Below are 13,964 nucleotides of genomic sequence, written 5' to 3' on the forward strand. Positions count from 1 at the left end.
CACCCGGGCCAGGATATGGCCGGGGCATGATGCAGCAGAGGCAAGGTAAGACCGAATGGCCCAGTTCACCCTCCCCAAGAACTCCCAATACACCGAAGGCAAGAAGTGGCCGAAGCCGGCCAATTCGAACCACGTGCAGGAGTTCCGCATCTATCGCTGGAACCCGGACGACGGCGCGAATCCGAAGATCGACACCTATTACGTTGACCGGGACGATTGCGGCCCGATGGTTCTCGACGCCCTGCTGTGGATCAAGAACAAGGTCGACCCGACCCTGACCTTCCGCCGCTCCTGCCGTGAGGGCATCTGCGGCTCCTGCGCCATGAACATCATGGGGCAGAACACGCTGGCCTGCACGCTCGGCATGGACGATTGCAAGACCGACAGCATCAAGATCTATCCCCTGCCGCACATGCCGGTGATGAAGGATCTGGTGCCGGACCTCACAAGCTTCTTCGCCCAGCACGCCGCCATCGAGCCCTGGCTGCAGACCGAGACGCCCGAGCCCGAGACCGAATGGCGCCAGACGCCGGAGGAGCGCTCGAAGCTCGATGGCCTCTATGAGTGCATCCTGTGCGCCTGCTGCACCACCTCGTGCCCGAGCTACTGGTGGAACGGCGACCGCTTCCTAGGGCCGGCCGCCCTGCTCCAGGCCTATCGCTGGCTCATCGACAGCCGCGACGAGCATACGGGCGAGCGCCTCGACAACCTGCATGATCCGTTCCGGCTCTATCGCTGCCACACGATCATGAACTGCGCCAATACCTGCCCCAAGGGCCTCAACCCGGCCAAGGCCATCGCCGAGATCAAGAAGATGATGGTCGCGCGGACCGTGTGACGCTTGTATGCAACACTTTGACAAAAGGCGCCTCGGGCGCCTTTTTTTGTCGCGGGCGACGCCATACTCTTCGGACGAGTTTCAAGGTCGAGCCTGCACGACCGGATCCGGCGGAACGGGTCGCGGCCATGCGCATTGGTGTCGGGCATACGGCCAAGCATGATGAGGACGATGATGAAAAGCCCCTTCTGGATCGTGACGGCGACGATCTGCTCCGCGCTGACCCTCGGCGCCTGCTCTTCGGCGCGCCTCGGTGGGGCTCCGATCCGCAGCGCGTCGGCCGCGCCCGCGAGCCCCGCCCCTGTGGAGGCGGTGCCGTCCGGGCCCGTGATGTCCGCTCCCCTGCCGCCGCTCGAAGGCCAGCCCCTCCCGCCTGTTGCGGGCGCGCCCATGTCGGGCATGCCGGGCGCCGAGCAGGAGGTCGCAGGGCTTCCGCCGCCGGCTGCTCCCGCGCCGGCCGCGGCGCCTGCGCCGTCCAGCCGCACCGCCATGGTGGGCAACTGGACCGCGACAGTCGCCGGCGGCAGTTGCCGGGTGCAGCTCACCAGCTCCCCGTCGCTCGACCTCTACCGGGCCTCCGCCTCGGGCTGCCCGAGCCAGGACCTGTCGAAGATCTATGCCTGGGATTACCGGGACGGCGAGGTATATCTCTACCAGACGGGCGGCGCCGTCGCGGCTCGCCTGCGCGGCTCGTCCGGCTCCCTGAACGGCGTCCTCGCCAAGTCGGGCGCGCCCCTCACGCTCTCGCGATAGGCCGTTTGCGCTCGGAGCGGGAGAAGAGTATCGGTCTCGCGTGCCCCACGATCCTTCCCTTCCGTCACAATCCCTGTCGTCGAAATCCATGGCCGCCCGCTACGACGCGCTCGTGCGGGCCGGCGCCATCGAACACGACCCGGCTCAGATCAAGCTCGTCGCACGTCTCGACGCCCTTGCCGAAAGCCTGAGCGGCTTCCGCCTGGCGCGGAAGAACAGCGCCCTCGGCTGGCTGTTCGGCAAGCGCAACCCCGCGCCGCCCAAGGGCCTTTACGTCTGGGGATCGGTCGGGCGCGGCAAGACCATGCTCATGGACCTCTTCTACGAGGGGCTGTCCGTCCGGCGGAAGCGCCGGGTGCATTTCCATGCCTTCATGGCCGACGTGCACGGGCGCATCCACGCCTTCCGCCAGAAGCTGAAGACCGGGCAGGTGAGGGGAGACGATCCCATCGCGCCCGTGGCGGAGGAACTGGCGCAGGAAGCCTGGGTCCTCTGTTTCGACGAGTTCACGGTCACGGACATCGCGGACGCGATGATCCTCGGGCGGCTCTTCACGGCCCTGTTCGCCCATGGGGTCGTGGTGGTGGCCACGTCCAACGTGGAGCCGGACCGGCTCTATGAGGGCGGGCTGAACCGCACCCTCTTTCTGCCTTTCATTTCGCTGCTGCGGGAGCGGATGGACGTCCTCAAGCTCGAGGCCCGCACGGATTTCCGCCTGGAGAAGCTCGCCGGGAGCCCCGTCTATCATACGCCCGCCGATGCGCGAGCCCATGAGGCCCTGACCCGGGCATTCCGGAGCCTGTCGGGCCGCAGCCATGGGGAGCCGGTCACGCTCACGGTAAAGGGCCATCCGGTCGAGATCCCCGAGGCTGCTGGCGGGGTCGCGCGCGCCACCTTCGCGCAGCTCTGCTCGGTCCCCCTGGGGGCGGCCGATTACCTTGCCATCGCCGAGGAGTTCCATACGCTCATCCTGGAGGACATTCCCCGGATGGACTTCGATCGCCGCAACGAGGCCAAGCGCTTCATCATGCTGATCGACGCGCTCTACGATTCCCACGTGAAGCTCCTGGCCTCCGCCGAGGCCGAGGCGCCCGAGCTCTACCAGGCCGATACGGGCCGCGAAGCCTTCGAGTTCGACCGGACCGTGTCGCGCCTCATCGAGATGCGCTCGGGGGACTACCTGTCCCTGCCGCACGGACCGGTGGATTCGGCCGATTCCGGCCAGAGCACGGGCCTGGTCGAGACATGAAGCGGCCCCGCGGCGGCTCCCTTCGCTTCGCGGGGGCATCCGCTCCGGCCGATACCCGTCTCCTCGCCATCGCGGCCGATCACCTGAAGCGCCTGGGGCCACGTCAGGTCACGGTGATCGGCATCGCCGAGGCGGCGGGCATGACCCACGCCAATGTCTACCGGTACTTCCCGTCCAAGGCGGCCCTCATCGACGCGGTGGCCGGGCAGTGGCTCAGGTCCCTCGAGGCGCTCATCGCCGACATCGCCGATGCGCCGGACCCGGCCGACGACAAGCTGGAGCGGCTGATCCAGGCCTCGGCCCGGACCCATCGCGAGCTGCTCAAGGAGAATCGGCATCTCTTCGACGTCTATTGCGCCGCTACGGAGACCTCCCGCCCCCTGGTGCGCAAGCATCGGGCCCGCATGCGCCAGCTCACGGAGCGTGTTCTCGACGAAGGGATCGCGACGGCGAAGTTCGACCCCCGGGACCGGGAGCGGGCGCTTGCCCTCGTGACGGACATGTCCCACCGGTTCATCAATCCCTTGACCGTGCGGCTCGACGCCGACATGCCCCAGGAGGTTCTCGACCAGCGCCTCGCGGCCGTGATCCGGGTCATGCTCCGGGCTCTATCAACCGGTATGGTGTAACGGCGGTTACAAAATCGGAAATTTGTAACGACTTATTGTCCGATCCGGCAATCGACCTAAAGCCTTGGGTCCCAAGGGCTTTCATGAAAAGGCCTATGACTTAGCCGGCAAATTAACTCCTAAGTCCTTGTGCTTTAACCTTTCGATGGCTTGAAGGCGCCCCATTTCTGAGTCAAACAGCCCCACCCCTAAAGGCTCGCGCCTCCATACCATCCAAGGATATCTCCATGGCTCGTTCCAAGATCGCGCTCATCGGCGCCGGCCAGATCGGCGGCACGCTCGCTCATCTGGCAGGCTTGAAGGAACTCGGCGACATCGTCCTCTTCGACATCGCCGACGGCGTTCCTCAGGGCAAGGGTCTCGACATCGCCGAGTCCGCCCCGGTCGATGGGTTCGACGCCAAGTATGCAGGCGCCAGCGACTATGCGGCCATCGAAGGCGCCGACGTGATCATCGTCACGGCCGGCGTGCCGCGCAAGCCCGGCATGAGCCGCGACGACCTTCTCAGCATCAACCTGAAGGTCATGGAAGCCGTCGGCAACGGCATCAAGCAATATGCCCCGAACGCCTTCGTGATCTGCATCACCAACCCGCTCGACGCGATGGTCTGGGCGCTGCAGAAGTTCTCCGGCCTGAAGCCCGAGAAGATCGTCGGCATGGCCGGCGTGCTCGACTCGGCCCGCTTCCGTCACTTCCTGGCTGAAGAGTTCGACGTGTCGGTCAAGGACGTCACGGCCTTCGTGCTCGGCGGCCACGGTGACGACATGGTGCCGCTCGTGCGCTACTCCACGGTCGCAGGCGTTCCGCTTCCCGATCTCGTGAAGATGGGCTGGACCACGCAGGCCAAGCTCGACGCCATGGTCGAGCGGACCCGTAAAGGCGGCGGCGAGATCGTCAACCTGCTCAAGACCGGCTCCGCCTTCTACGCCCCGGCGGCTTCGGCCATCGCCATGGCCGAGAGCTACCTCAAGGACAAGAAGCGCGTCCTGCCCTGCGCCGCCTACCTGACGGGCCAGTACGGCGTGAAGGACATGTTCGTCGGCGTTCCGATCGTGATCGGCGCCAAGGGCGTCGAGCGCATCCTCGAGGTCGAGTTCTCGGGCGACGAGAAGGCGATGTTCGAGAAGTCCGTCGCCTCCGTGCAGGGTCTGGTCGACGCCTGCAAGCAGATCAATCCGGCTCTGGCCTAAGGGCGAGGGTGAGCGGCGAGCGAACTTTCCAAACGCTCTCGCCGCTCACTTGGACTCGCTGCTCGCCATTCGCCATCCGCTAATTGAAAGCGCGAACACATGAATATCCATGAATACCAGGGCAAGGCCATCCTCAAGGAGTTCGGCCTGCCCGTGTCCCGGGGCAAGGCCATCTTCTCCCCGGACGAGGCCGAGGCTGCTGCCAAAGAGCTCGGTGGCCCGCTCTGGGTCGTGAAGTCCCAGATCCATGCGGGCGGCCGCGGCAAGGGCAAGTTCAAGGAAGCCGCTGCCGGCGAGAAGGGCGGCGTGCGCCTCGCCAAGTCGGTCGACGAGGTGAAGGAATTCGCCAAGCAGATGCTCGGCAACACCCTCGTGACCGTGCAGACGGGCGAGGCCGGCAAGCAGGTCAACCGCCTCTATATCGAGGACGGCTCGGACATCGAGACCGAGTTCTACCTCTCCATGCTGGTCGACCGCGCCACGGGCCGCGTCGCTTTCGTCGTCTCGACGGAAGGCGGCATGGATATCGAGCAGGTGGCGCACGACACCCCTGAGAAGATCCTGACCTTCTCGGTCGATCCGGCAACCGGCGTTCAGCCCTTCCACGGCCGCAAGGTCGCCAAGGCCCTCGGCCTCACGGGCGCCCTCTCCAAGGAAGCGGGCGACCTCGTGACGAAGCTCTACGCGGCCTTCGTTTCGAAGGACATGTCGATGCTCGAGATCAACCCGCTGATCGTCACCAAGGACGGTCACCTGAAGTGCCTCGATGCGAAGATCTCCTTCGACTCGAACGCCCTCTATCGGCACCCCGAGCTCATGGAGCTCCGGGACCTGACGGAGGAGGACGAGAAGGAAATCGAGGCGTCCAAGTACGACCTCGCCTATATCGCCCTCGACGGCACCATCGGCTGCATGGTCAACGGCGCCGGCCTCGCCATGGCGACGCTGGACATCATCAAGCTCTACGGCGAGGAGCCGGCGAACTTCCTCGATGTCGGCGGCGGCGCGTCCGAGGAGAAGGTCACGGCGGCCTTCAAGATCATCACGGCCGATCCGAACGTGCAGGGCATCCTGGTCAACATCTTCGGCGGCATCATGAAGTGCGACGTCATCGCCCGCGGCGTGATCGCGGCCGTGAAGACCGTCGGCCTGCAGGTTCCGCTGGTGGTCCGCCTCGAAGGCACCAATGTCGAGGAAGGCAAGCAGATCATCCGCGAGTCCGGCCTCAACGTCATCCCGGCCGACGACCTGGACGATGCCGCCCAGAAGATCGTGAACGCCGTCCGCGGCGGGAAGTAAGGTACGCGCTGATGTCCATCCTCATCGACAAGAACACCAAGGTCATCTGCCAGGGCTTCACCGGCAAGAACGGGACCTTCCATTCCGAGCAGGCCATCGCCTACGGCACCAAGATGGTCGGCGGCACCTCGCCCGGCAAAGGCGGCTCGACGCACCTGAACCTGCCCGTGTTCGACACGGTCATGGAAGCGCGCGAGGCCACCGGCGCCAATGCTTCGGTCGTCTATGTGCCGCCTCCGGGCGCGGCCGATGCGATCTGCGAAGCCATCGACGCCGAGATCCCGCTCATCGTCTGCATCACGGAAGGCATTCCGGTGCTCGACATGGTGCGCGTGAAGCGGGCGCTGGAAGGCTCCAAGTCGCGCCTCATCGGCCCGAACTGCCCCGGCATCGTGACGGCGGGCGAATCGAAGATCGGCATCATGCCGGCTAACATCTTCAAGCCCGGCTCGGTCGGCATCGTGTCCCGCTCCGGCACGCTCACCTACGAGGCCGTGTTCCAGACCACCAACGAAGGCCTCGGCCAGACGACGGCGGTGGGCATCGGCGGCGACCCGGTGAAGGGCACCGAGTTCATCGAGATGCTCGACATGTTCCTCTCCGACCCGAAGACCGAGTCGATCGTCATGATCGGCGAGATCGGCGGCTCGGCCGAGGAAGAGGCGGCTGAGTTCATCGCCCGTGAGGCCAAGAAGGGCCGCAAGAAGCCGATGGTCGGCTTCATCGCCGGCCGCACGGCTCCTCCCGGACGCCGCATGGGCCATGCGGGCGCGATCATCTCGGGCGGCAAGGGCGGTGCCGAGGACAAGATCGCCGCCATGGAGGCCGCGGGCATCCGCGTGTCGCCGTCCCCGGCGCGCCTCGGCAAGACCCTCGTCGACGTGCTCAAGGGCCGCTGAGGCGAGGGGACGTCTCATGGCGCCGCAACCGGGAGCAGAACATCTTCGCCTCCAGGCCCTCGCCGGGCTCTGGACCGGGGAGGAAGTGCTCTCGGACACCCCCTGGATGGAGGGTGGTCCTGCGGCGAGCCATGTGGACAATCGGATTGCGCTTGGCGGTTTCCTGCTGGAGCAGGATTACCGCCAGGAGCGGGACGGCCGCGAGACCGTCCAGGCGAAGGGTCTGTTTACGTACGATTCAGATCGGAACGAATACAGGCTCTTCTGGTTCGACAATCTTGGGTTCCCGCCGGCCGATCCGGCAGGCGGATCCTGGGAGGGCGATACGCTCACGGTTCTGCGCCGGTCGCCGCGCGCAATCGCCCGTCACACCTTCGCCATCCGCAACGCTCACGAGTACGAGCTTGCCATCGAGAATTCATGGGACGGCGGCGCCAGCTGGATGCCTGTCATGACAGGCCTCTACCGGCGCCGTCCCGAGGACCCCCATCCTCTGTCGCTTAAGGAATAACGATCATGTCCCGCCAGGACGCCAACGAAGCTTTCCTCAACACCGCTTTCCTCTACGGGGCGAATGCGCCCTATATCGAGGAGCTCTATGCCCGCTACCAGAACGACCCGTCCTCGGTCGATGCGGAGTGGCAGGCCTTCTTCGGGGCGCTCAAGGACGACAAGCAATCCGTCGTCGAGAACGCCCGCGGCGCCTCCTGGAAGAAGCCGAACTGGCCCGTTGCGGCCAACGGGGAGCTGATCTCGGCCCTCGACGGCAACTGGGCCCAGGTCGAGAAGGCGGTCGGCGACAAGATCAAGGCGAAGGCGACCGAGAAGGGTTCCGAGATCAGCCAGGAGCAGGTGCTCCAGGCGACCCGGGATTCGGTGCGGGCCATCATGCTGATCCGCGCCTACCGGGTGCGCGGCCACCTCCATGCCAAGCTCGACCCGCTCGGCATCAATCCGCGCCCGAACGACCAGGAACTGCATCCCTCCCATTACGGCTTCACGGATGCCGATTGGGACCGCCGGATCTTCCTCGACAACGTGCTCGGGCTCGAATTCGCGACCATCCGCGAGATCGTCACGATCCTGGAGCGCACCTACTGCCAGACCCTCGGCGTGGAATTCATGCACATCTCCGATCCGGCCGAGAAGGCCTGGATCCAGGAGCGCATCGAAGGCCCCGACAAGGAGATCACCTTCACGCGCGAGGGCAAGCGGGCGATCCTCAACAAGCTCGTCGAGGCGGAAGGCTTCGAGAAGTTCCTCGACCTGAAATACACCGGCACCAAGCGCTTCGGTCTCGACGGCGGCGAGTCGCTGATCCCGGCCCTTGAGCAGATCATCAAGCGCGGCGGCAATCTCGGCGTGCAGGAGATCGTTCTCGGCATGGCCCATCGTGGCCGCCTGAACGTGCTCACCCAGGTCATGGGCAAGCCGCACCGGGCGCTCTTCCATGAGTTCAAGGGCGGCTCCTTCGCGCCCGACGACGTGGAGGGCTCGGGCGACGTGAAGTACCATCTCGGCGCTTCCTCGGACCGCACCTTCGACGGCAACAACGTCCACCTGTCGCTGACCGCGAACCCCTCGCACCTGGAGATCGTCGATCCGGTGGTGCTCGGCAAGGTCCGCGCCAAGCAGGACCAGCACGGCTGCTCGCCGGACAACCGCACGGCCGTAATGCCGCTCCTCATCCACGGCGACGCGGCCTTCGCGGGCCAGGGCGTGGTGGCGGAGTGCCTGGGCCTGTCGGGCCTGCGCGGCCACCGCACCGGCGGCTCGATCCATTTCATCATCAACAACCAGATCGGCTTCACGACCGATCCGCGCTTCTCGCGCTCGTCTCCCTATCCGTCGGATGTGGCGAAGATGGTGGAGGCGCCGATCTTCCACGTGAACGGGGACGACCCGGAGGCCGTGGTCTTCGCCGCGAAGGTCGCGACCGAGTACCGCCAGAAGTTCCAGAAGCCGGTCGTGGTCGACATGTTCTGCTACCGTCGCTTCGGTCACAACGAGGGCGACGAGCCGTCCTTCACCCAGCCGCTGATGTACCGCAAGATCCGGTCGCACCCGACGATCCTGGAGCTCTATTCCAAGAAGCTCCTGGCTGAAGGCGCCGTGACGGAGGCGGATATCGACGAGATGCGGAGCGCCTGGCGCTCGAAGCTCGAGGCCGAGTTCGACATCGCCCAGAACTACAAGCCCAACAAGGCCGACTGGCTCGACGGGCGCTGGGCCGGCCTCAAGGCCGTCCGCGAGGACCAGGACGATCCGCGCCGCGGCCAGACGGGCGTTCCGGTCGAGACCCTGAAGAACATCGCCAAGGCGCTGACCACGGTTCCGGAGGGCTTCCACGTCCACCGCACGATCCAGCGCTTCCTCGACAACCGCAAGAAGATGATCGAGACCGGCGAGGGCATCGACTGGGCCATGGGCGAGGCGCTCGCCTTCGGCTCGCTCCTGCTCGAAGGCCATCGCGTGCGCCTGTCCGGCCAGGACGTGGAGCGCGGCACCTTCTCGCAGCGTCACTCGGTGCTGGTCGACCAGGAGAACGAGGAGCGCTACACGCCCCTCAACCACATCCGCGAGGAACAGGCCCGCTACGAGGTCATCAACTCGATGCTCTCGGAGGAGGCGGTCCTCGGCTTCGAGTACGGCTATACCCTCTCGGAGCCGAACGCCCTGACCCTGTGGGAGGCCCAGTTCGGCGACTTCGCCAACGGCGCCCAGGTGGTGTTCGACCAGTTCATCTCGTCGGGCGAGCGCAAGTGGCTGCGCATGTCGGGCCTCGTCTGCCTGCTGCCGCACGGCTATGAGGGCCAGGGCCCCGAGCACTCCTCGGCCCGCCTCGAGCGCTGGCTGCAGATGTGCGCCGAGGACAACATGCAGGTGGCGTATTGCTCGACCCCGTCGAACTACTTCCACATCCTGCGGCGCCAGCTGAAGCGGGAGTTCCGCAAGCCCCTGATCCTGATGACGCCGAAGTCGCTGCTGCGCCACAAGCGCGCCGTGTCGCCCTTGAGCGCGATCTCGGAGGGCACGTACTTCCATCGTGTCCTGGCGGATGATGCGCAGCGGCTCTCCGACGGCATCAAGCTCGTCAAGGACGACAAGATCCGTCGCGTGGTGATCTGCACCGGCAAGGTCTATTACGACCTCTACGAGGAGCGGGAGAAGCGCGGGATCGACGACGTCTACCTGATGCGCGTCGAGCAGCTCTATCCGTTCCCGGCCAAGTCGCTCGCGGCGGAGCTCGCCCGGTTCAAGAAGGCCGACGTGGTGTGGTGCCAGGAGGAGCCCAAGAACATGGGATCCTGGACCTTCGTCGAGCCCTATCTGGAATGGGTGCTCAAGACCGCCGGCTCGAAGGTGGACCGTCCCCGCTATGTGGGCCGCGCAGCCTCCGCGGCCACGGCCACGGGTCTGATGTCCAAGCACCTGGCGCAGCTGCAGGCTTTCCTCGACGAGGCTTTCGCGGCTTAAATGCCGCGAAGGATCTCAACCCCTTTCCCACGGGCCCCCGGGCCCTGAAACGACAAGACGAACATGGCAACCGAAATCCGCGTACCCACCCTCGGTGAATCCGTTTCAGAGGCCACCATCGGCCGCTGGTTCAAGAAGCCCGGCGACCCGGTGAAGGCCGACGAGCCCGTCGTGGAACTCGAGACCGACAAGGTTACCCTCGAGGTCAATGCTCCGGCGAGCGGCACTCTGGGCGACATCCTGGCCAAGGACGGCGAGACGGTGACGCCCGGCGCGGTGCTCGGCTCCGTCGTCGAAGGCGGCGCCGCTGCGGCTGCACCCGCCGCCAAGGCAGAGGCCCCGAAGGCAGAGGCTCCCAAGGCCGCTCCGGCTGCGCCCGCCGCTCCGGCTCCCGCAGCCCCCGGCGCCGCTAAGGACCATGGCCCCGCGGTCGCCCGCATCGCGGCAGAAAGCGGCGTGAGCCCGGCCGGTGTCGCCGGCACCGGCAAGGACGGCCGCGTCACGAAGGGCGACATGCTCGCCGCCGTCGCGACCGGCGCCGCCGCGCCCGCTGCGGCTCCGGCCCCGGTTCAGGTGCGTGCACCTTCGGCTCCGGTGGATGCCGAGCGCGAAGAGCGCGTGAAGATGACCAAGCTGCGCCAGACCATCGCGCGCCGCCTGAAGGATGCCCAGAACACCGCCGCCATGCTGACCACGTTCAACGACGTGGATATGAGCGCCGTCATGGCCCTGCGCAGCCAGTACAAGGACGTGTTCGAGAAGAAGCACGGCACGAAGCTCGGCTTCATGGGCTTCTTCACCAAGGCGGTGATCCAGGCCCTCAAGGACGTCCCGGCCGTGAACGCCGAGATCGACGGGCAGGACATCGTCTACAAGAACTACTATCACATCGGCATCGCGGTCGGCACCGAGAAGGGCCTCGTGGTGCCGGTGGTGCGCGACGCCGACCAGCTGTCGATCGCCGGCATCGAGAAGACGATCTCCGATTTCGGCCGCCGCGCCCGCGACGGCAAGCTCTCCATCGACGAGATGCAGGGCGGCACCTTCACGATCACCAATGGCGGCATCTACGGCTCGCTCATGTCGACGCCGATCCTCAACGCGCCGCAATCGGGCATTCTCGGCATGCACCGCATCGAGGAGCGCCCCGTGGTGCGTAACGGCCAGATCGTGGCCCGCCCGATGATGTATCTGGCGCTGTCCTACGATCACCGCATCGTCGACGGCAAGGAAGCCGTGACCTTCCTGGTGCGCGTGAAGGACGCCCTCGAGGATCCGGCGCGCCTCGTCCTCGACCTGTAAGAAACACCTCGTCATGCCCGGCCTCATGGCCGGGCATCCACGCCTTCCGAGCCGGGCGGCCGTCCCAAGACGTGGGTGGCCGGGACAAGCCCGGCCATGACGTCCAAGGGGATGACTCCCATGTCCTACGATCTCATCGTCATCGGTACCGGCCCGGGCGGCTATGTCTGCGCCATCCGCGCCGCGCAGCTCGGTCTCAAGACCGCGGTCGTCGAGAAGCGCAAGACCCACGGCGGCACCTGCCTCAATGTGGGCTGCATTCCCTCGAAGGCGCTGCTCCATGCTTCCCACATGTTCGAGGACGCGCGGGACCACTTCGCCCATCTCGGCATCGGCGTGAACGCGCCGAAGCTCGACCTCAAGCAGATGCAGGCCTTCAAGCAGGAAGGCGTCGACGGCAACACCAAGGGCGTGGAGTTCCTCCTCAAGAAGAACAAGATCGACGCTTTCCACGGCACCGCGCGCATCGCGGCTGCGGGCCAGGTGGAGGTAACGGGCGAGGACGGGTCCAACCAGATCCTCCAGACCCGGAACATCGTCATCGCGACGGGCTCCGACGTCACGCGTCTGCCCGGCATCGAGATTGACGAGAAGACGATCGTGTCCTCGACCGGGGCGCTCGAACTCGCAACCGTGCCGAAGCGCCTCGTGGTCATCGGCGCAGGCGTCATCGGCCTCGAGCTCGGTTCGGTGTGGCGCCGCCTCGGCTCCGAAGTGACGGTGGTGGAATATCTCGACCGCATCCTGCCCGGCATGGACGGCGAGGTCGCCAAGAACTTCCAGCGCATCCTCTCCAAGCAGGGCTTCCAGTTCAAGCTCGGCGCCAAGGTCACGAAGGTCGAGAAGGGCGCCAAGGGCGCGACGCTCACCTTCGAGCCGGCCGCCGGTGGCGCTGCCGAGACCCTCGAGGCTGACGTGGTGCTCGTCGCCATCGGCCGCGTGCCCTACACGCAGGGGCTGGGCCTCGACGAGCTCGGCGTGCAGAAGGACAATCGCGGCCGCATCCACACGGACGCGCATTTCTCCACCAATGTCACGGGCATCTATGCCATCGGCGACGTGATCGCCGGCCCCATGCTGGCCCACAAGGCGGAGGATGAGGGCGTGGCCGTGGCCGAGATCCTGGCCGGCAAGGCGGGCCACGTGAACTACGACGTGATCCCGAGCGTCGTCTACACCTCCCCGGAAGTTGCTTCCGTCGGCAAGACCGAGGAGGAATTGAAGGCGGCCGGCATCGCCTACAACGTGGGCAAGTTCCCGTTCACGGCCAATGGCCGCGCCAAGGTGAACCGCACCACGGACGGCTTCGTGAAGATCCTGGCGGACGCCAAGACCGACAAGGTGCTCGGCGTTCACATCATCGGCGCGGAAGCGGGCAACCTCATCCACGAGGCGGTGATCGCTATGGAGTTCGGCGGTTCGTCCGAGGACATCGCCCGCTCCTGCCATGCGCATCCGACCCTTGCGGAGGCCGTGAAGGAAGCGGCGCTCGCCGTCGAGAAGCGCGCGATCCACATGTAAGCCGCCGATGGCGAAGCTTCACTTCCTCTACTCGGTGATGAATGCAGGCAAGACCACCCATCTCCTGCAGGTTCGCTACAACTACATCGAGAACGGCGGCCATGTGCTGCTGTTCACGAGCCTCATCGACGACCGGTTCGGCATCGGCCAGGTTCGGTCCCGCATCGGGATCGAGGCGGACGCAATCCCGCTGAAGAGCACGGACGATATCGGCGCGCTGGTCGCTGCGGAACATGCGCAGCGGCCGGTCACGGCCGTCCTCATCGACGAGGTCCAGTTCATGACCGCCGACCAGGCGCGCCAGCTCGCCTGGATCGTGGACGAGCTGAACGTGCCGGTCATGGCCTACGGGCTCAAGAACAATGTCTACGGCACCCTGTTCAGCGAGGCGATCGCCGTCATCATGGCGCTCGCGGACGATTTCCAGGAAATCAAGCAGCTCTGCCATTGCGGCCGCAAGGCCACGATGATCCTCAAATACGACCGCAACGGCGAGGCCGTTCGCTCCGGCGAGGTGATCGAGATCGGCGGCGAGGGCCGCTACGTCTCTGTCTGCCGCTCCCACTGGACCAAAGGCGACATCGGCCCCGCGGCCCGGCAATTGCTGACCGCCACGGCGGCGGAATAGCGGGACACGCAACTCTTCCGCCCACGGATCTCAAGTTCACGCGGGAAGCGCAGTCCTGCTCTCCTCTCCACAGGGGAGGGGAAACCGGTTGTGCGCGACCGCTCCACCGCTTCTCCCTCTCCCGGATGGGAGAGGGGGTGTTGGCGCAGGACTTTCAGACCGTAGCGCTCACACCCCCA

Annotated in this window: 12 protein-coding genes; all 12 read left to right on the forward strand. The window is 66.0% G+C overall.

What is annotated here, in order from left to right; all coding sequences use genetic code 11:
• Positions 1-55: 55 nt before the first annotated feature.
• The 12 genes from C4E04_RS02065 to C4E04_RS02120 all read left to right on the forward strand — a co-directional run bounded on the left by C4E04_RS02065 (position 56) and on the right by C4E04_RS02120 (position 13,785).
• Positions 56-838, forward strand: a complete 783-nt coding sequence (locus C4E04_RS02065; protein ID WP_109594489.1) for a succinate dehydrogenase iron-sulfur subunit — start codon at positions 56-58, stop codon at positions 836-838.
• Positions 839-1,009: 171 nt separating this feature from the next.
• Entirely contained in the window at positions 1,010-1,591 is a 582-nt protein-coding gene (locus C4E04_RS02070; protein ID WP_245416205.1) for an AprI/Inh family metalloprotease inhibitor, read from the forward strand.
• A gap of 88 nt (positions 1,592-1,679) precedes the next feature.
• Positions 1,680-2,840: a cell division protein ZapE gene (zapE, locus tag C4E04_RS02075; protein ID WP_109594494.1), complete on the forward strand. Its 1,161-nt coding sequence runs from the start codon at positions 1,680-1,682 to the stop codon at positions 2,838-2,840.
• Entirely contained in the window at positions 2,837-3,469 is a 633-nt protein-coding gene (locus C4E04_RS02080) for a TetR/AcrR family transcriptional regulator (protein ID WP_109594496.1), read from the forward strand. The genes zapE and C4E04_RS02080 overlap by 4 nt, the downstream gene beginning before the upstream one ends.
• Positions 3,470-3,696: 227 nt before the next feature.
• Positions 3,697-4,659, forward strand: a complete 963-nt coding sequence (gene mdh / locus C4E04_RS02085) for a malate dehydrogenase (RefSeq protein ID WP_109594498.1) — start codon at positions 3,697-3,699, stop codon at positions 4,657-4,659.
• A 99-nt stretch (positions 4,660-4,758) separates the two neighbouring features.
• Complete coding sequence (sucC, locus tag C4E04_RS02090; protein ID WP_109594500.1) at positions 4,759-5,958, forward strand: ADP-forming succinate--CoA ligase subunit beta; 1,200 nt, start codon at positions 4,759-4,761, stop codon at positions 5,956-5,958.
• An 11-nt stretch (positions 5,959-5,969) separates the two neighbouring features.
• A complete protein-coding gene (gene sucD / locus C4E04_RS02095) occupies positions 5,970-6,857 on the forward strand; it encodes a succinate--CoA ligase subunit alpha (RefSeq protein WP_109594502.1) in 888 nt (295 codons plus the stop codon).
• A 16-nt stretch (positions 6,858-6,873) separates the two neighbouring features.
• Complete coding sequence (locus tag C4E04_RS02100) at positions 6,874-7,368, forward strand: DUF1579 family protein (protein ID WP_109594504.1); 495 nt, start codon at positions 6,874-6,876, stop codon at positions 7,366-7,368.
• Positions 7,369-7,373: 5 nt separating this feature from the next.
• The gene (locus C4E04_RS02105; RefSeq protein WP_109594506.1) at positions 7,374-10,334 is read left to right on the forward strand and encodes a 2-oxoglutarate dehydrogenase E1 component; all 2,961 of its coding nucleotides are present in this window, start codon (positions 7,374-7,376) and stop codon (positions 10,332-10,334) included.
• 63 nt (positions 10,335-10,397) lie between these two features.
• On the forward strand, positions 10,398-11,636 hold the full coding sequence (gene odhB, locus C4E04_RS02110) for a 2-oxoglutarate dehydrogenase complex dihydrolipoyllysine-residue succinyltransferase (RefSeq protein WP_109594508.1): 1,239 nt from the start codon (positions 10,398-10,400) through the stop codon (positions 11,634-11,636).
• A 120-nt stretch (positions 11,637-11,756) separates the two neighbouring features.
• Positions 11,757-13,157, forward strand: coding sequence for a dihydrolipoyl dehydrogenase (lpdA, locus tag C4E04_RS02115; RefSeq protein ID WP_109600674.1), 1,401 nt, complete (start codon positions 11,757-11,759; stop codon positions 13,155-13,157).
• A 7-nt stretch (positions 13,158-13,164) separates the two neighbouring features.
• Positions 13,165-13,785: a thymidine kinase gene (locus C4E04_RS02120; RefSeq protein WP_109594510.1), complete on the forward strand. Its 621-nt coding sequence runs from the start codon at positions 13,165-13,167 to the stop codon at positions 13,783-13,785.
• Positions 13,786-13,964: the final 179 nt, after the last annotated feature.

Origin of the sequence: Microvirga sp. 17 mud 1-3 (assembly GCF_003151255.1) — a bacterium.
Taxonomy (GTDB): Bacteria; Pseudomonadota; Alphaproteobacteria; order Rhizobiales; family Beijerinckiaceae; genus Microvirga.

Coding starts and splice junctions, on each gene's coding strand:
- C4E04_RS02065 (WP_109594489.1), top strand. CDS start 56: ATGGCCCAGTTCACCCTCCCCAAGAACTCCCAATACACCGAAGGCAAG.
- C4E04_RS02070 (WP_245416205.1), top strand. CDS start 1,010: ATGATGAAAAGCCCCTTCTGGATCGTGACGGCGACGATCTGCTCCGCG.
- zapE (WP_109594494.1), top strand. CDS start 1,680: ATGGCCGCCCGCTACGACGCGCTCGTGCGGGCCGGCGCCATCGAACAC.
- C4E04_RS02080 (WP_109594496.1), top strand. CDS start 2,837: ATGAAGCGGCCCCGCGGCGGCTCCCTTCGCTTCGCGGGGGCATCCGCT.
- mdh (WP_109594498.1), top strand. CDS start 3,697: ATGGCTCGTTCCAAGATCGCGCTCATCGGCGCCGGCCAGATCGGCGGC.
- sucC (WP_109594500.1), top strand. CDS start 4,759: ATGAATATCCATGAATACCAGGGCAAGGCCATCCTCAAGGAGTTCGGC.
- sucD (WP_109594502.1), top strand. CDS start 5,970: ATGTCCATCCTCATCGACAAGAACACCAAGGTCATCTGCCAGGGCTTC.
- C4E04_RS02100 (WP_109594504.1), top strand. CDS start 6,874: ATGGCGCCGCAACCGGGAGCAGAACATCTTCGCCTCCAGGCCCTCGCC.
- C4E04_RS02105 (WP_109594506.1), top strand. CDS start 7,374: ATGTCCCGCCAGGACGCCAACGAAGCTTTCCTCAACACCGCTTTCCTC.
- odhB (WP_109594508.1), top strand. CDS start 10,398: ATGGCAACCGAAATCCGCGTACCCACCCTCGGTGAATCCGTTTCAGAG.
- lpdA (WP_109600674.1), top strand. CDS start 11,757: ATGTCCTACGATCTCATCGTCATCGGTACCGGCCCGGGCGGCTATGTC.
- C4E04_RS02120 (WP_109594510.1), top strand. CDS start 13,165: ATGGCGAAGCTTCACTTCCTCTACTCGGTGATGAATGCAGGCAAGACC.